The 16419-nt window shown below is 54.2% G+C and carries 16 protein-coding genes; 13 read left to right on the forward strand and 3 right to left on the reverse strand.

The window, feature by feature from the left end:
- Position 1 precedes the first annotated feature (1 nt).
- The 4 genes from ampD (at position 2) to LPW13_RS03935 (ending at position 4349) form a co-directional block, all read left to right on the forward strand.
- Positions 2-577 carry a 1,6-anhydro-N-acetylmuramyl-L-alanine amidase AmpD gene (gene ampD, locus LPW13_RS03920; RefSeq protein WP_230438135.1) on the forward strand — a complete coding sequence of 192 codons (576 nt, stop codon included), beginning with the start codon at positions 2-4 and terminating at the stop codon, positions 575-577.
- 42 nt (positions 578-619) lie between these two features.
- Positions 620-1588 carry a transcriptional regulator gene (locus LPW13_RS03925; protein ID WP_230438136.1) on the forward strand — a complete coding sequence of 323 codons (969 nt, stop codon included), beginning with the start codon at positions 620-622 and terminating at the stop codon, positions 1586-1588.
- A gap of 45 nt (positions 1589-1633) precedes the next feature.
- The gene (locus tag LPW13_RS03930) at positions 1634-2674 is read left to right on the forward strand and encodes a threonine ammonia-lyase (protein WP_230438137.1); all 1041 of its coding nucleotides are present in this window, start codon (positions 1634-1636) and stop codon (positions 2672-2674) included.
- A gap of 316 nt (positions 2675-2990) precedes the next feature.
- Positions 2991-4349, forward strand: coding sequence for an AmpG family muropeptide MFS transporter (locus tag LPW13_RS03935; protein WP_230438138.1), 1359 nt, complete (start codon positions 2991-2993; stop codon positions 4347-4349).
- A gap of 47 nt (positions 4350-4396) precedes the next feature.
- On the opposite strand, the gene LPW13_RS03940 is transcribed toward LPW13_RS03935, so the two are convergent.
- Positions 4397-4738, reverse strand: coding sequence for an MGMT family protein (locus LPW13_RS03940; protein WP_230438139.1), 342 nt, complete (start codon positions 4736-4738; stop codon positions 4397-4399).
- A 37-nt stretch (positions 4739-4775) separates the two neighbouring features.
- Between LPW13_RS03940 and LPW13_RS03945 the strand changes: the two genes are divergently transcribed.
- Positions 4776-5807 (forward strand): DUF481 domain-containing protein, encoded by a 1032-nt coding sequence (locus LPW13_RS03945; protein ID WP_230438140.1) that lies wholly within the window; start codon positions 4776-4778, stop codon positions 5805-5807.
- 22 nt (positions 5808-5829) lie between these two features.
- Positions 5830-6591, forward strand: coding sequence for an SDR family oxidoreductase (locus tag LPW13_RS03950; protein WP_230438141.1), 762 nt, complete (start codon positions 5830-5832; stop codon positions 6589-6591).
- A 24-nt stretch (positions 6592-6615) separates the two neighbouring features.
- Here LPW13_RS03950 and cfa read toward each other — a convergent pair whose 3' ends face one another.
- Entirely contained in the window at positions 6616-7812 is a 1197-nt protein-coding gene (gene cfa / locus LPW13_RS03955) for a cyclopropane fatty acyl phospholipid synthase (protein WP_230438142.1), read from the reverse strand.
- Positions 7813-8103: 291 nt separating this feature from the next.
- Here cfa and LPW13_RS03960 point away from each other — a divergent pair, with 291 nt between their 5' ends.
- From LPW13_RS03960 to groL, 3 genes are all read left to right on the forward strand, one after another.
- A complete protein-coding gene (locus tag LPW13_RS03960; protein ID WP_230438143.1) occupies positions 8104-8583 on the forward strand; it encodes an FxsA family protein in 480 nt (159 codons plus the stop codon).
- 221 nt (positions 8584-8804) lie between these two features.
- Entirely contained in the window at positions 8805-9098 is a 294-nt protein-coding gene (locus LPW13_RS03965; RefSeq protein WP_230438144.1) for a co-chaperone GroES, read from the forward strand.
- 44 nt (positions 9099-9142) lie between these two features.
- Positions 9143-10783 (forward strand): chaperonin GroEL, encoded by a 1641-nt coding sequence (gene groL, locus LPW13_RS03970; protein ID WP_230438145.1) that lies wholly within the window; start codon positions 9143-9145, stop codon positions 10781-10783.
- Between the two features lie 52 nt (positions 10784-10835).
- On the opposite strand, the gene LPW13_RS03975 is transcribed toward groL, so the two are convergent.
- Positions 10836-11816: an integron integrase gene (locus LPW13_RS03975; protein WP_230438146.1), complete on the reverse strand. Its 981-nt coding sequence runs from the start codon at positions 11814-11816 to the stop codon at positions 10836-10838.
- A gap of 341 nt (positions 11817-12157) precedes the next feature.
- Here LPW13_RS03975 and LPW13_RS03980 point away from each other — a divergent pair, with 341 nt between their 5' ends.
- The 4 genes from LPW13_RS03980 to LPW13_RS03995 all read left to right on the forward strand — a co-directional run bounded on the left by LPW13_RS03980 (position 12158) and on the right by LPW13_RS03995 (position 16303).
- Positions 12158-12628, forward strand: coding sequence for a hypothetical protein (locus tag LPW13_RS03980; RefSeq protein ID WP_230435278.1), 471 nt, complete (start codon positions 12158-12160; stop codon positions 12626-12628).
- Positions 12629-15017: 2389 nt separating this feature from the next.
- Positions 15018-15395, forward strand: a complete 378-nt coding sequence (locus LPW13_RS03985) for a nuclear transport factor 2 family protein (protein ID WP_230438147.1) — start codon at positions 15018-15020, stop codon at positions 15393-15395.
- Positions 15396-15536: 141 nt separating this feature from the next.
- Positions 15537-15806 carry a hypothetical protein gene (locus LPW13_RS03990; protein ID WP_230438148.1) on the forward strand — a complete coding sequence of 90 codons (270 nt, stop codon included), beginning with the start codon at positions 15537-15539 and terminating at the stop codon, positions 15804-15806.
- Between the two features lie 146 nt (positions 15807-15952).
- The gene (locus LPW13_RS03995; protein ID WP_230438149.1) at positions 15953-16303 is read left to right on the forward strand and encodes a hypothetical protein; all 351 of its coding nucleotides are present in this window, start codon (positions 15953-15955) and stop codon (positions 16301-16303) included.
- Positions 16304-16419 lie beyond the last annotated feature (116 nt).

A 16419-nucleotide genomic window follows, 5' to 3' on the forward strand; every position in this document is an offset into this window, starting at 1 on the left:
TGTGAAATACCAGATCGAATCCGGCTGGTTATCCGGTGTACGCCGAGTACCCAGCCCGCATTGCAACAGTCGTCCAGACGGTGCGGATGTGGATTTGCTGGTAGTGCACAGTATCAGCCTGCCACCGGGCCAATACGGCGGCTCCTACATCGACGAGTTCTTTCTCGGCCATCTCGATATCGACGCGCACCCCTACTTTTCTGAGATCGGCACTCTTCAGGTGTCCGCTCACCTCCTCATTGACCGCAACGGCCGGGTTACCCAGTACGTACCTTTTCACGGCCGCGCCTGGCACGCGGGGCAGTCCGAGTTCTGCGGGCGGGAAAACTGCAACGATTTCTCGATCGGTATCGAACTGGAGGGGCTGGAAACCGATACCTATACCGAGGCGCAGTATCAATCTCTGGCGGAAGTTGCCGCCGCCATCATGCAGGCGTATCCGGCGATAGATCAATCCCGTATCACCGGTCACTCCGATATCGCCCCCGGCCGCAAGCTGGACCCGGGGCCCGGGTTTGACTGGCAGCACTTTTTTTCCAAACTGGACCAGCAGACGGGCGAGGTATCGCCGCGCTGATTCGGGTCTGAAACTCTCATCATTCATTCGGGGGATGGCGCTATGGCGCTGATTATCGTACTGCTGGCCCTCGGGCTGGTTCAGGTTTGGGGCTCTGGCGGTCCGCTGCAGCGGGATGGCTGGTTTTTCTACTGGCGCGACTGGGTACAGGGGCGAGCCTCGCTTAACGGGCGTGTAGGGCTGGAATTCGGCATCACGATTCTGTTGCCGGTACTTGCCTCGGCGCTATTGCTGGCGCTGGCCGAGTCTGTGCTCGGTGGTTTGGGCGTATTGATGGTCAGTGTGCCGCTGCTTTTGTACAGCCTGGGGCGTGGTAACTTTAATGACACCCTCGCCAAATATTTGCGCGCCTGGTATCAGGGGGACCTGGAGGCGGCCTGCATCCACGCGCAGCAGATGTTGCCAGATATGGAAGCGCTGGATGTCGGCAGCGATGCCGGCCTGCATCGTCAGGTATTTCGCGCTGTTGCGTATCGGGCATTCGAGCGCATGTTTGCGGTGCTTTTCTGGTTCCTGTTGCTGGGCGCACCGGGTGCTGTTCTGTACCGGTTGAGTCGCCTGTACCTCGCCGGTGCCGAGAAAGGCAGAGAGACTTCGGTCAAAGTGGAAGGCGTTGATAGCGCCGGTGGTTCAGTCAGCTCTTCAACTGCTACGCCATACCGTACTCTGGCCGGGAGCCTGCCGTTGGCTGCGCGCTGGCTGTGGTTGTTGGAATGGTTGCCAGTGCGGGTGCTGGGTTTCTCTCTGGCGATCGTTGGTAACTTTGCCGGTTGTTACCGGGCGTGGCGTCGCCATCTTACCTGCGGTGAATCCGCCACTGGCGATGTGCTCGAATACTACCTGGAGGGCGCCCTCGGGGGAATCGATGCCAGTGAGTGCAGCGCCGGTGCGACGGTCAGTGACAGCCAGCGCACCTGTGGTGCGGAACTGGAGGCGCTGCAGGCGCTGTTGTCGCGGGCGTTATTGATGTGGATCACTGCGCTGGCGCTGTACACGATTTTTGGCAGTTGAGTTTGGACGCTAAACTGATTTGCTGGCTTGCCGGATGACTACGGAATGAAGAACAAGACATCTCCCGACGCTAATCCCGATTCGGGGGAAGCCCCCGATCTGCCGGAGGTCGCCGACGTACTCGGTGCGGCGCAGCGCCTGGCGGGTAAAGTCCATCGGACCCCCTTATTCAGCAGCGCGCAGATCAATGCGCGGTGTGACGCCGAAGTGTTCTTCAAGTCTGAGCACCTGCAGAAGGTCGGTGCCTTCAAGGCCCGAGGTGCTGCCAATGCGGTGCAGATGGTACCGCCGGGCACGGTGCGGGTAGCCACCCACAGTTCGGGCAATCATGGAGCGGCACTGGCATGGGCCGCCGCCGACGCGGGGCTCAAATGCACCGTGGTGATGCCGGAAAATGCCCCTGTCGCCAAGCGCACTGCAGTAGCGGCCTACGGTGCGGAAATCGTGCTGTGCCCGCCGACATTCGCAGACAGAGAGAGCACCCTGGCGACAGTGGTGGAAGAAACCGGTGCCCATGTCGTTCCCCCCTTTGACGACTCGAGAATTATCGCGGGGCAGGGCACTGTGGCGCTCGAGATCATTGATCAGTGCCGCTCACTGGGATTTACCCCGGACCTGCTGGTGGCGCCCGTGGGCGGCGGTGGCCTGCTGGCTGGTGTTGGGGTTGCGGTGGCCGCGCTGGCGCCGGAAATCAAGGTGATTGGCGCTGAGCCTGCCGGCGCCGACGATGCCCAGCGCTCATTTCGCAGCGGCGTCCGGGTGACGGAGCAGGCGCCGGATACCATTGCCGATGGTCTTCGTACTACCCTGGGATTGCGCAATTTCGAACTGGTCCGGCGTACGGTCAACGATGTTGTCACCGTGACGGAAGAAGATATTGCGATCGCATTGCGCTGGCTGTGGACACGAACCAAACAGCTGGTGGAACCATCTGCCGCGGTGTCACTGGCCGCAGTGATGGCGCATCGGGCGCGTTTTCGCGGCAAGCGGGTTGCTGTTGTGCTCACTGGTGGCAATATGGATCTGGAGAGCATGGTTTCCCTGCTCGACGGTGCGGGTGGTCCCCGGTGCGACGAGGAGAAATAGCGCCAGTGCGGGTGTCCGTATCAACGGGTTCAATAATCAGGCTGGCCCCGGAAATAGGGCCGGAGTGGCTGCTAAACTGTTGGCAGCTCTGTTGCTGATAACAGGTTTGATCTGGTTGCACTCCGGCCATGCGGGCCAGTTTCAGCTACGCTCGGATACCTTTTTTTCGAGGGGATCGGAAGCCGCGAGCACAGCTTATCAAGCTGGCAGAAGCGGAACTGGAAGGGCGTTCGGGCGCTGAGCATGGCGCAGTCGGATCGTTTCGCGCACTCGTTGTCATCACCAATCTCATAAGCAAAAGGATGTAAGCCAGCCCATGCAGCAAAAATCCATGTCCTGGGGCGAGGCACTGCGGATCTATCTGAAGCCCAAAGTGCTGGCGATGTTCTTTCTCGGTTTCTCTGCCGGCCTGCCGCTATTACTGGTGTTTTCAACACTTACTGCCTGGTTGCGGGACTACGGTGTCAGCCGTACTGCTATTGGCTTCTTTGCCTGGGTGGGCATTACCTTTTCGATCAAGGTGCTCTGGGCGCCGGTTATCGACTACCTCAAGATTCCGTTTCTTACCCGCGTGATGGGGAAACGACGCAGCTGGATGCTGGCGGCGCAGATCGGGGTGGCCGTGGGGTTGCTGGGGCTCTCGATGATCAACCCGCAGCTGGCATTGTGGAAAGTGGCAGTGATTTCGGTGTGGGTCGCATTTTGTTCCGCCTCTCAGGATGTCGTGATTGACGCTTTCCGGATTGAATCGGTGGAGCGCGAGTTACAGGGGGCAATGGCTGCAAACTATGTATTTGGCTACCGGATTGCGCTGTTGGTTGCGGGGGCCGGAGCCCTGTACATTGCCGAATTGGGCAGCTGGTCTATTTCCTATGCCAGCATGGCGGCATTGATGGGCGTGGGCGTCCTCACCACGCTGCTGGTGACGGAACCGGACCACCAGAAAGTGCAGGACCTGGCGGATGACTTCCAGCACGATTGGGTGGATCGGATGTTGGGTGATGGCCAGCACAGCCGGATCTGGGAGTGGTTTGTCAAAGCGGTGGCCTGCCCGTTTATCGAGTTTTTCCAGCGCAACGGTCGCTTTGCTCTAGTGTTGCTGCTGTTTATCGGAATCTACCGTCTCAGTGATATTGCCATGGGGGTGATGGCCAATCCGTTCTATCTCGATCTGGGATTTAGCAAGACGGATATTGCCCAGATCACCAAAGTGTTCGGCTTTTTCTTTACCATCTTCGGCTCGTTTCTCGGCGGTCTGCTTGTCGTGCGCTACGGCATCATGCGGCCGCTGATCCTCGGTGCGGTGATGGTGGCAGCCACCAACCTGCTGTTTGCCCACCTCGCCAACCTGGGACCCGACAAGGCCTGGCTCGCAGTCGTCATCAGTGCCGACAATGTGAGCGCTGGTCTCTCCAATGCGGTGTTTATTGCCTATCTCTCCAGTCTCGCGAATCAGGCATATACCGCCACCCAGTACGCGCTTTTCAGCTCATTGATGACACTGCCGGGTAAATTCTTGAGTGGTTTCTCTGGCGTGATTGTGGATGCTCAAGGGTATGCCCAGTTCTTTACCTATGCGGCAATGATTGGAATTCCCGCAGTACTCCTGTCCATCTACCTCTGGCGTAGAAGGTTGCGTGAAGAGGCTTTGGCGGAGGCCGCCGCACCGAATTAGGCCAGCGCGGGCAGGCCTGTGCTCTTGGTGTGACTTTAAAGTATCTATCAGTCGCTTTCTTGCGGCCAGCGATATCGGTGCAAGTCCACCCGGCCATTTAGCAGCGTGATTCCTTCCTTTTCCAGACGCTTTCGCTGTACCTGAGCCCTCGGTTCCGGCAGTGAAATCCTGCCGGACGCATTGATGACCCGGTGCCAGGGCAGCCTGGTATCCGCGGGCAGGTTCCGCAGGGTATTGCCCACCAGGCGGGCGGCGCGGGGAAGCCCGGCGAGCTCAGCCAGCCCGCCGTATGTGACTACATGGCCAAAGGGGACTTGCGCCAGTGTAAGGTAGATACGACTTGTGGCATCATTGTGGCTTACAGAGGTTTTCCCGCCTTTATCGCGCATTTCTGCTAATAACTCCAAGCTATCTGAAGGTTGTATTGTGCTTTCTGCTGTACGTCGCGTCGCCCTCATCATCCCGCTTTTTCTCGCCTTTGTCGCCATCCCGGCAGCGGCTGGCGTGCTTAGCCTGAGCAACGGCGACAGGATCTACGGCGACTTGGTGGTGGTTGAAAAGGATCACGTAGTCTGGAACTCTGAGACCTTCGGTGAGATTACCGTCGAAAAGGGCAAAATCCTGTCTCTGGAAACGGATAAAGATCTGAAAATTGCCGGCCGCGAAGAGCCCTGCGCATTGGCAGGTCACTACCGGGAGCAATGGGAGCTCTACTGCGATGAAGGGGATGGCTGGGTGATGGACTTCCCTGCCATTGATCGCGCCGAGCCCTACATCAATTTTGTCGGTGACCCGATCATCTTCCACGGTAATGTGAGTGCTTCCGGTGTGTTCGAGCACGGCAACCGCGATCGTGAAGACTGGGATGTAAACGCCAACTTCGATGTGCGCAATGGCGACTTCCATCACCTGCTGGCAACCCAGTACCAGAACCAGAACAACGTCGAGGTTGAGGGGCTGGAGAAGTACCGACTGAGTTATGACTTGCGCTGGATATTCGCAGAGAAGTGGTTCGCGGCGGGTAACAGTGCCCTGTTGCACGAAGAAGCCCGCAACCTGGACCTCAGTACCACGCTCGGTCTCGGTCTTGGTTACCTGTTCTTTGATACAGACAAATCGGCGTTCTCCATGCAGGGCGGTGTGAGTAGCCTGAGTGAAGATTTTATTGACCCCGCATTGAGTGAAAACCAGAACAAGCGCTACGCTGCTGGCCGTGCTGCCTGGGATTTCCGCTACAAATTCAATCTGGGTCCGGAAGTTTATTACAACCAGGAGTTACTGCAGTCCCTGGACGCAGGCGATGACTACCAGAGTAATGCCGAGGTGGGGGTGCGTACACCGCTGGTCAAAGGCATTTTGATGGAAGTGAAGTACGCCTGGCAGTACGACAACACCCCGTCCCTGGGAAGTGAAAAAGAAGACACCAAACTGACCGTAGGTGTCGGCTACTCCTGGTAATCACCAGTCACCGGAGAACAACATGCAAATTGCCGAAAGTGTTATTGCCATTACTGGCGCAGGGCAGGGGCTCGGCCGCGCGATGGCGGTTTACCTTGCTGAACGTGGTGCGCAACTGGCGCTGCTGGATGTCAACGAAGCAGGGCTTGAGGAAAGCGTGGCGGCCTGCCGCGCGCTGGGTGCCGAAGCCCGCCATTACCTGGTCAATGTTGCCGATGAGTCTGCAGTAGACCGGGGCTTTGCCGATGTAGTAAGCGATTTTGGGCGCCTGGATGTGCTGGTGAATAACGCCGGCATCATGCGCGATGGCATGCTGCTGAAAGTGAAAGACGGTAAAGTCGCCGATCGTATGTCACTGGCACAGTGGCAGTCGGTCATCGACGTGAACCTCACCGGTGTTTTCCTGTGTACGCGCGCTGCTGCGGCGGCGATGGCCGAGTCTGGAAATGGAGGCGTGATCGTCAATATTTCCAGTGTGTCCCGGGCGGGAAATATGGGGCAGACCAATTACTCCGCCACCAAGGCTGGCGTCGCCACCATGACTGTTACCTGGGCGCGGGAACTGGCACGTTACGGTATCCGGGTCGCAGCAATTGCACCGGGGTTTATCGGCACCGATATGGTGGCGCAGATGCGCCCCGAGATTCTCGAAAACCTGGTCAAGCAGGTACCGCTGCGCCGCATTGGTGAGCCGGATGAGATCGCCAGTACACTGGCCTACCTGATCGACAACGATTATGTGACCGGTCGTGTTATTGAAGTCGACGGCGGCGCACGCATGTAGTCGCTGCCTGATGGCAGGTGGTGTTTAGCAAACCCGCCGAACGCCCCCTTCCAGCCGGTCTGAAAAGATCCACTGCCACAATTGAATGTGCCGGGCGCGAAAGGCGCCCGCGCACGACAGCAGATAGTAGCGCCACATGCGATAGAAGGTGGTGTCGAATTTTCCTGAAAATTTCTCCCAGCTGCGCTCAAAATTGTCGTGCCATGCCATCAGGGTTTTGTCGTAGTCACTGCCGAAATTGTGCAGGTCTTCGGCAATCAGGAGCTCCTCCGCGGCATCACAGATCTGCCCATTGAAAGGCAGGTCGCCATTGGGGAATATGTATTTTTCGATCCAGGGATCGCAGGTAGTGTTGCGCTGATTCTTGCCAATGGTATGTAGCAGAAGTAAACCGTCCGGTTTCAGGCAGCGCTTCGAGACCTCCATAAACGCGCGGTGATTTTTCCTGCCCACGTGCTCGAACATGCCGACACTGGCAATGCGATCATACTTGGCGTCCAGCGCGCGATAATCCTGAAGGTGCACGGTGATGGGCAGGCTTGCGTAGTGGGTGTCGATAAATTGCTTCTGCTCCCGCGAAACCGTTACCCCGGTGCACTCCACACCATAATGCTCCGCGGCATAGCTTACCAGGCTACCCCAGCCGCAGCCGATATCCAGTAGACGCATTCCCGGCTGCAGGCCCAGCTTGCGACAGATCAAATCCAGTTTTGCCGTCTGAGCCTGCTCCAGATCTTTGGCATCCTTCCAGTATCCGCAGCTGTACGTCATGCGGCTGTCTAGCATGGACTGATAAAAGTCATTGCCCAGATCATAGTGGTGTTCCCCAACCTGGAAGGCTCGCCGTTCGCTTTGCAAGTTAAGTAAATAGCTGCGGGTAATTCGCCAAAGATTCCGGAAAGGCTTGATCTGGTGTTGAAGCTGAGCACGCAGAATGCGGTAGAAAAACTCGTCCAGAGCCTCGCAGGACCAATCGCCGCGCATATAGGTTTCACCCAGCCCGAGATTGTGGCGGGCAATGATCTCGTCCAGGGCCTGTGGCCGGTGCAGTTGTAGATCCCAGGGATTGTCCCCGTTGATGCGGATACCCGCTCTCTCCAACAGCTCGCCGGCCAGATGTGAAGACTGCTGTATTACCGGGGCAGCGCTCGAACGGCCGCTGTGGCTATTACGTTGAAGATTGCTGCTGTTAGGGTCCTGTGCGGAGGTGTCGCTATCCATATCTGCCGTCCTGATTGCCGCTTTCAACTGCCCAGAGGGAACTGTTGGGCTTACTGAGAACTTTAGTGGAACAAAGTGACGGCCAGACAGGTCTGACAAAGCAAATTTGCGCGTCACATTGATCAATGGCTACACTGCGAATCTGCCGCCTCCCGAACCGCATCAGGAGGGCAACTTAATATTCGCAAATACTAAGCATATCGGAAATGTCGGATTTCGCCGGCAAGACGATCCTGGCGCCGCAACCGTCCAGCGATAGTGTTATCGCGCGCCACAGTGGAGCACACCAGCATGCGTCCCTTACTTATTCTATTTATCGCCTTACCGATCCTGGAGATGTGGGTTCTGATCAGTGTTGGCCAGGAAATCGGCGCACTGCCCACCATCGGCCTGGTACTACTGACCGCAGTGGTTGGCCTGGCACTATTGCGCCGCCAGAGCCTGTCTACGGTGACACGCGCACAGCAGAAAATGCAGGCGGGGGAGATGCCGGCCCGCGAGATGGCCGAGGGGATCTTCCTCGCCGTTGGGGGCGCTCTGCTCCTGACGCCGGGATTTATAACCGACGCCATCGGCTTCGTGTGTCTGATTCCCGGACTGCGGCAGCTGGTATTGGGGAAACTGCTTAGTCACGTTGTGATCCTGACCCCCGGCAAGCCGGGACGAGGTCCGTCTGCCGGGCCGGCCCGGGATCGCTCAGGCAACATCATTGAGGGTGACTATCAGCGAGAAGATAAAGATAAAAAGGATGACTCTGATCACCGAGATTGAATGGTTTTTGACCGGTCGACTCCTCGTTGCGCTTCCCCAGGCATTTTTTTCCCGTTTTTTCTCCTGCCCCTGTTGAAATCCCTCTGAACGCCCTCAGATAGGCTGCACCTCAAGTTTTTGCCCCGCTGCATATCAATGCAGAGGGGCTTCGGCGCCGCGGCCGGAACCGGTCGCAGCCACTTGTTATTGCAACCCCAAATAACTCAATGGAGAGCAAATCCATGAAAATTCGTCCTTTGCACGACCGCGTCGTAGTACGCCGTAAGGAAGAAGAAGAGAAATCAGCCGGTGGCATCGTGCTGCCGGGTGCAGCGAAAGAAAAGCCGAATCAGGGCGAAGTGGTTGCCGTAGGCGAAGGTAAGTTGCTGGACAACGGTGACCTGCGCGCACTGTCTGTAAACGTGGGTGACACCGTGGTGTTCGGCCGTTACGCCGACAGCAACACTCTCAAGGTGGACGGCGAAGAGCTGATCATCATGAGCGAAGGCGACATCTACGGCGTTCTGGAAGGCTGATTGCCCCGGACCACATCTGCACACAGAATTGAGGAAACAAGATCATGGCAGCAAAAGACGTAAAATTCGGTGACGACGCTCGTCAGAAAATGCTGAGCGGCGTAAACATCCTGGCCGACGCTGTAAAAACCACTCTGGGCCCGAAAGGCCGCAACGTGGTACTGGATAAGTCCTTCGGCGCACCCACCGTTACTAAAGACGGTGTTTCCGTAGCGAAGGAAATCGAGCTGAGCGACAAGTTCGAAAACATGGGTGCACAGATGGTGAAAGAAGTTGCTTCCAAAGCTTCTGACACCGCTGGTGACGGTACTACCACTGCCACCGTTCTCGCCCAGGCAATCGTAACCGAAGGCCTCAAGTCAGTAGCCGCCGGCTTCAACCCGATGGACCTGAAGCGCGGTATCGACAAAGCAGTGACCGCGGCGGTTGCTCACATCGCTACCCTGGCTACTCCGTGCGCGGACAACAAGTCCATCGCCCAGGTTGGTACCATCTCCGCCAACAGTGACGAAAGCGTCGGCACCATCATCGCTGAAGCGATGGAGAAAGTAGGTAAAGAAGGCGTAATCACCGTTGAGGAAGGTCAGTCCCTGCAGAACGAACTGGATGTCGTTGAAGGCATGCAGTTTGATCGCGGCTACCTGTCTCCGTACTTCGTAACCAACCAGGAAAACATGACCGCCGAGCTGGACAGCCCGTTCATCCTGCTGGTTGACAAGAAAATCTCCAACATCCGCGACCTGCTGCCGCTGCTGGAGCAAGTAGCCAAAGCCTCCAAGCCGCTGCTGATCATCGCTGAAGATGTTGAAGGCGAAGCGCTGGCCACTCTGGTTGTCAACAGCATGCGCGGCATCGTGAAAGTAGCTGCGGTTAAAGCACCGGGCTTCGGCGATCGTCGTAAAGCCATGCTGCAGGACATCGCAATCCTGACTGGCGGTACCGTAATCTCTGAAGAAGTTGGCCTGGAACTGGAAGCCACTACCCTTGAGCACCTGGGTACCGCCAAGCGCGTCACCCTGTCCAAGGAAAACACCGTGATCGTAGATGGCTCCGGCGACGCTGCTGACATCGAAGCCCGTGTTAAACAGATCCGTGCCCAGATCGAAGAATCCTCTTCCGACTACGACAAAGAAAAACTGCAAGAGCGCGTAGCCAAGCTGGCTGGCGGTGTTGCAGTGATCAAGGTTGGCGCTGCTACCGAAGTCGAAATGAAAGAGAAGAAAGCTCGCGTAGAAGACGCCCTGCACGCTACCCGCGCTGCAGTAGAAGAGGGTGTAGTACCTGGCGGTGGTACCGCACTGGTCCGCGCTACTCAGGCGATCTCCGTAACCGGCGACAACGAAGACCAGAACCACGGTATTGCCGCAGCACTGCGTGCTATGGAAATGCCGCTGCGTCAGATCGTTACCAACGCTGGCGACGAAGCCTCTGTTGTTGTAGACAAAGTGAAGCAGGGCGAAGGTAACTTCGGCTACAACGCCGGTACCGGTGAGTACGGCGATATGCTGGAAATGGGTATTCTGGACCCGGCCAAGGTAACTCGTTCAGCACTGCAGGCAGCCGCCTCCATTGCTGGCCTCATGATCACCACCGAAGCCATGGTTGCAGACATCCCGGAAGAAAAGCCGGCTGCACCTGACATGGGTGGCATGGGCGGAATGGGTGGTATGGGCGGCATGATGTAAGCCGGCCTTCCAGCCAAACCAAAAAAACCCCGCTTCGGCGGGGTTTTTTGGTTTAATCCAGTGGGCTGACTACACCTCGTTCATGAATGCCAATCACATGGGTGTAAATCATTGTCGTGTTTACGTCAGTATGCCCAAGTAGCTCCTGGATATTACGAATATCCGTCCCCTTCGCCAAAAGATTTGTCGCAAATGAGTGCCGAAATGTGTGACAACTGGCCTTCTTCCTAATACCTGTTGTAGCCAAAGCGTTAGCAACTGCCCTGCGAACCTGCTGTTCGCCTACATGATGGCGTCTTATCGCATCACTCCTGGGGTCCTTAGAGCGCTCGGGAGCGGGAAATACATACTGCCAGTTTGGGCTGGTGGCGGCTTTGGGGTATTTTTTGCTCAATGCAAAGGGCAGATACACTGCGCCAAAGCCTTCCTCCAAATCTCGCTGATGCAGTGCCAATACCAGGTCAACCTGGGCCTTGAGTGGAGCCAGAAGTGAGGTAGGAAGTAAAGTCCGGCGGGTCTTCTCTCCTTTGCTTTCGCGAACAAACAGGCACTGTTGAGCAAAGTCGATGTCCTGTACCCGCAGCCTGACTGCCTCCATTACACGCAAGCCCGAGCCGTACATCAAAGAAGCTGCGAGCTTGTGGTAGCCGTGCATCTGCTCCAGCACCGCCATTGCCTCTTGGTGCGTGAATACCACAGGAAGCCGCCGGCCCTTGCTTGTTTTCTCAAACCTCAACTCGCCGAGATCAATCTCTAGAAATTGTTTGTATAAGAAAACAACAGCATTGAGCGCTGTTTTTTGAGTGTTAATTGAAACCGAACGACGGTTTGCCAAATGGCTCAGCCACTCATCGACATCTCGCTTGTTCAGCTCCTGCGGTTTCCGCATTTGATGGAACCGGATAAAGTCTTTGATCCAGAAACAATAAGTTTTCTCTGTTTTGTACGCCAGATGACGAGATCGCATAAAAGCGCGCAGTCGATCCATGAAGCGCTGGGGGCGGTGCGGCAGAGGTATTGGTATATCGTCCAAGATGCAATCCTTTGCATGTAGTTTACCTGTATGGATATACAGTATTTTGTCAAAATCTGACCAGATTTCAACCCGTATTTCGGTCTTGGCGACCGTTATTTCTGGTTATCTCTTACCGGCACATAAAAATGTATATAAAACAAAGGGTTACTGAGTTCCAAGTTTTTGGGATAGTGGTCGTGTCGAGTGCTTAGTCTTTTCTGTACCAGCTACGGTAGCGCTACCCTCTTGACGCTTCGGGCCTTTCCACGCATTCTGGAAGAATTATGATGCCGAGATAGAAACGGCGAAATAGTAGCCTTTGGGGCTACGATATAAATGTTATATTTTCTGGAGGGCAAGTGCGCAAAGAAAGCATTAATGATGATCTCAAGCTGTTAGCCTTTGAATTTTTCTATTGGTTCTCAAGATTCGAGTTTTCTTTAAAGGAGAACAAGATCTTAAAAAGCGAAGATATTGGTGCCAATGCAGAACCAGGGTGGGACCAATTTGTTAAAAGATTCAAGGGGAAGTTTGAACACAGCGCTGAGACTCAGAAACTATTGGATTTGAATCCTAAGCGGCAAAGAGTTTCCGCCAATTCAACCATAGAATGGAAGAGCGTTGGATTATCTGATTGCTCATCAGATTTATGCAAAACTGTTCGCTTGGTTAAAACAATAAGAAATAACTTATTTCATGGTGGCAAGCATGGTGCCGAAGGGTGGGATGATCCTATCAGAACTACTGAGCTACTTAGTACGGGTAAAGCTGTGCTAGATCAACTAGCAAGGTTAGGTGGCATAGAGGGTGACTACGCTCAGTGCTACTAAAAACATAACCAGGCCATGCTGACGGACGGCTTACGCAACGCGCTTCGCGCTAAAAACGCTCCAGCCGCCGCAGATGGCAACGTTAAAGCTCACAAGCACTGTGATTCATATTTATGGCAGAAATAACTGATTATATAGTCATTTCCGGAAACGGATCAGAGTTAAAAGCCGATCCATTCGGAGAGAGTCTGGCTTTCGCTTGTGGTGATTGTGGGTATCCCGTTGTAGCGGTGACTGAAAAAGGGCAGCGTGGCTCGTCTATTGAGAATGCTTCAGTTTGCAGAGGCTGTTGGCAACATTATGTTGTGGAAGTACGAAACTCCGTACAGAAAATCGTGGTGTATCGGGCCCATGAGCTTTAACAAAGCCAGGCAGGATGCTCCGGGCCTTCGGCCCTCCGCGGGACGTCCTACTTTGCGCACTTTGTTGCGCGAGTCGCTGCGCTCCCATTATCGCGCAACAAAGCGCGCAAAGTAGGCCGCCCCTGCTGGCGGCGTTATATGTCAGTCAACACTCAGAGGAAGAGGAAATAGAGATCATGAAGAAGTCCAGTATCGCAGTATCAGTCGCAATTATAGGCATGCTTACCACAGTTGCCTTCAGGCTGGTAGCGAAAGTTTCGCGCTTGGATTGAGTTCAGACTATTGGGGTGGGTTTTTCGGCAGTGCAGGTATCGGCTTAATGCTTGTGCTTTTGTTTGCGCTTTTTAGGAAGCCAAAAAATGGCTAAGTGCCAGGCCATATAACAAGCAGCGGCAGAGCGACAGCCAACGCTACGCACCTTTTGTGTTACTCGCTGGCGCTCAAACATTAACACAAAATGCGCTCCGCGCTGGCTGCGCCTGCGCTGGGCGTTATGGTGCCGGCCCGTAAAAATGGTTGTCTGTGCCAGCGTGTAATTATGAGCACTGCTTTGGCTCGCAGTATTTGGCTATTTGTCATGATAAAATCAAGCAGTTTCGTTCCTAGTGCTTTCGTTTAAGTCCGTAGGAACCGCGGCAACTCCGCTGCAGTAACGTGGAGTGCCAGTAAGAGAATAATTGGTTGGGGGAAGCTGGAAGTTCTTTCCTCATTTTAAGGAGCTTCGGCGCATTCGGTGCCCGTAGGTACCTCGGAGCGCGTCAGCCATAACCAGGCGCTGCAACCGACATCTTACTTTGGGCACTTTGTTGCGCAGTCGCTACGCTCCTATTTTCGCGCAACAAAGCGCCCAAAGTAAGCTGCGGCTGAGCGCGGCGTTATGGTGCCGGGCCGTAAAAATGGTTGTCTGTGCCAGCGTGTAATTTAGAGCACTAATTTGGCGCGCAGCATTTGGCTTTTTGCCATGGTAAAATTAAGCAGTTTCTTTCCTAGTGCTTTCGTTTAAGTTCATTGGGATAGCGGCAACTCCGCTGCAGTAACGTGGAGTGCCAATAAGAGAATAATTGGTTGGGGAAAGCTGGAAGTTATTTCCTCGTTTTTAAGGAGCTTCGGCGCATTCGGTGCCCGTAGGTACTTCGGAGTGCGTCAGCCATAACCAGGCGCTGCAACCGACATCTTAATTTGGGCACTTTGTTGCGCGGTCGCTACGCTCCTATTTTCGCGCAAAAAAGCGCCCAAAGTAAGCTGCGGCTGAGCGCGGCGTTATGGTGCCGGGTCGTAAAATTAGTGGTCTGTGCCAGCGTGTAATTTTTAGCACTATTTTGGCACGCAGTATTTGGCAATTTGCCATGATAAAATCAAGCAGTTTCGTTCCTAGTGCTTCCGTTTCAGTTCATGGGAACCGCGGCAACTCCGCCGCAGTAACGTGGAGTGCCAGTAAGAGAATAATAGGTTCGGGAAGGTTGGAATTTCTTCCCTCGTTTTTAAGGAGCTTCGGCGCATTCAGTGCCCGTAGGTACTTCGGAGCGCGTCAGCCATAACCAGGCGCTGCAACCGACATCTTACTTTGGGCACTTTATTACGCAGTCGCTACGCTCCTATTTTCGCGCAATAAAGCGCCCAAAGTAAGCTGCGGCTGAGCGCGGCGTTATATGTCAGTCAACACTCAGAGGAAGAGGAAATAGAGATCATGAAGAAGTCCAGTATCGCAGTATCAGTCGCAATTATAGGCATGCTTACCACAGTTGCCTTCAGGCTGGTAGCGAAAGTTTCGCGCTTGGATTGAGTTCAGACTATTGGGGTGGGTTTTTCGGCAGTGCAGGTATCGGCTTAATGCTTGTGCTTTTGTTTGCGCTTTTTAGGAAGCCAAAAAATGGCTAAGTGCCAGGCCATATAACAAGCAGCGGCAGAGCGACAGCCAACGCTACGCACCTTTTGTGTTACTCGCTGGCGCTCAAACATTAACACAAAATGCGCTCCGCGCTGGCTGCGCCTGCGCTGGGCGTTAGGCAGAATCAAGGAATGATTTTATGAGCGAAATTCTAGAAGCGGAAGTAATGAAGGAAGAGGAAAATCTTCGCGAAGCAATGCTTTCTTCAGATGTAAATAGCCTCAATAAATATTTGGCTGAAAACCTAATTTTCACTAATCACTTCGGCCAACGCTTGAATAAAAGTATGGATCTAGAGGCGCATGAAAGTGGCTCACTTAAGATAACATCGATAGAATTAAGCGATCAAAAGATATTGCTAAGTGGCCAAAATACAGCTGTTGTATCCGTTAAAGCAAATATAGAAGGTACATATTCAGGTAAGCCAGCTGGCGGGAACTTTACATTTACTCACGTTTGGTCAAAGGATACTGGGCAATGGCAGGTTATAGCAGCGCACTCTGGCACCGCTGCCTAACAAAGCGCAGCAAAGGGACGGCTTACTTTATGCACGTCTTGCGCTGGTCGCTGCGCTCCCATTTTCGCGCAAAACGCGCATAAAGTAAGCCGCCCCTGTGCGCGGCGTTATGCATCGGTATCGTAGGTCGGTGGGAATAGAATGAAATTATTGTGGTTTTTAGGAATACCGTATTACATTTTTGTCGCACTGATTATCGGCCAGATCGCCACGGGAGCTGTATGGTACTTGCTACTTCTAGTCCCACTACTTCTCGCCTACGACAAACTCAGTCAAGTGGCATACTCATCGGCGGTGGTTCAGCGTGGCATATCAAAGGTGCATTTTTCTGCATTTTTGGTGCTAGCACAATTAGTGCTAATTTCTGTTGTAGCGGGCTTGGTTTATAGTTTGGTGGGCATCAATGCATAACAAACGCAAGCAGGATGCTACGGCCCTTCGGGCCTCCGCGGGACGCCCAACGCTATGCACCTTTTGTGCGGGTCGCTGCGCTCCCAGTTTCGCACAAAACGTGCACAGCATTGGTCGCCCCTGTTGCGGGCGTTAAGTGTCAATACATGATCAACTGGAATATTAAAAATTCAAAAGAAAAAAGGGAAAATTGGTTCTTCCCGAGCTTTGAGGTTCAGGAGTATTTATTGCCTGTTGTCAACGTTGGAGTCCCTATTTTTGATGAATATAGTGATACAACGTATGAACTGGATGACTGTATGAGGCTGCGAAATGTTATTGCATCGTTGATGGAGACACTGAGCCTTACCAATAAAAGCAAGATCAGATATGAAACAATCTATAAGGGATTAGAAAGTTTGGATAAGTCGTTGATCATTGAAACTCTGGAAAATTTAGATGCGGCCGCAAATCTGGCAATTAAAGACCGCACAGCACTGGTTTTTTACGGAGACTGATGGCCACGCACTTAACAATTCGTTCCAGGGGACGGCCAACGCTATGCACCTTTTGTGCGGGTCGCTACGCTCCCATTTTCGCACAAAAGTTACATAGCATTGTCCGCCCCTGAACT

Origin of the sequence: Microbulbifer celer, from assembly GCF_020991125.1 — a bacterium.
GTDB lineage: Bacteria > Pseudomonadota > Gammaproteobacteria > Pseudomonadales > Cellvibrionaceae > Microbulbifer > Microbulbifer celer.

Coding starts and splice junctions, on each gene's coding strand:
- LPW13_RS03925 (WP_230438136.1), top strand. CDS start 620: ATGGCGCTGATTATCGTACTGCTGGCCCTCGGGCTGGTTCAGGTTTGG.
- LPW13_RS03930 (WP_230438137.1), top strand. CDS start 1,634: ATGAAGAACAAGACATCTCCCGACGCTAATCCCGATTCGGGGGAAGCC.
- LPW13_RS03935 (WP_230438138.1), top strand. CDS start 2,991: ATGCAGCAAAAATCCATGTCCTGGGGCGAGGCACTGCGGATCTATCTG.
- LPW13_RS03940 (WP_230438139.1), bottom strand. CDS start 4,738: ATGCGCGATAAAGGCGGGAAAACCTCTGTAAGCCACAATGATGCCACA.
- LPW13_RS03950 (WP_230438141.1), top strand. CDS start 5,830: ATGCAAATTGCCGAAAGTGTTATTGCCATTACTGGCGCAGGGCAGGGG.
- cfa (WP_230438142.1), bottom strand. CDS start 7,812: ATGGATAGCGACACCTCCGCACAGGACCCTAACAGCAGCAATCTTCAA.
- LPW13_RS03960 (WP_230438143.1), top strand. CDS start 8,104: ATGCGTCCCTTACTTATTCTATTTATCGCCTTACCGATCCTGGAGATG.
- LPW13_RS03965 (WP_230438144.1), top strand. CDS start 8,805: ATGAAAATTCGTCCTTTGCACGACCGCGTCGTAGTACGCCGTAAGGAA.
- groL (WP_230438145.1), top strand. CDS start 9,143: ATGGCAGCAAAAGACGTAAAATTCGGTGACGACGCTCGTCAGAAAATG.
- LPW13_RS03985 (WP_230438147.1), top strand. CDS start 15,018: ATGAGCGAAATTCTAGAAGCGGAAGTAATGAAGGAAGAGGAAAATCTT.
- LPW13_RS03990 (WP_230438148.1), top strand. CDS start 15,537: ATGAAATTATTGTGGTTTTTAGGAATACCGTATTACATTTTTGTCGCA.
- LPW13_RS03995 (WP_230438149.1), top strand. CDS start 15,953: ATGATCAACTGGAATATTAAAAATTCAAAAGAAAAAAGGGAAAATTGG.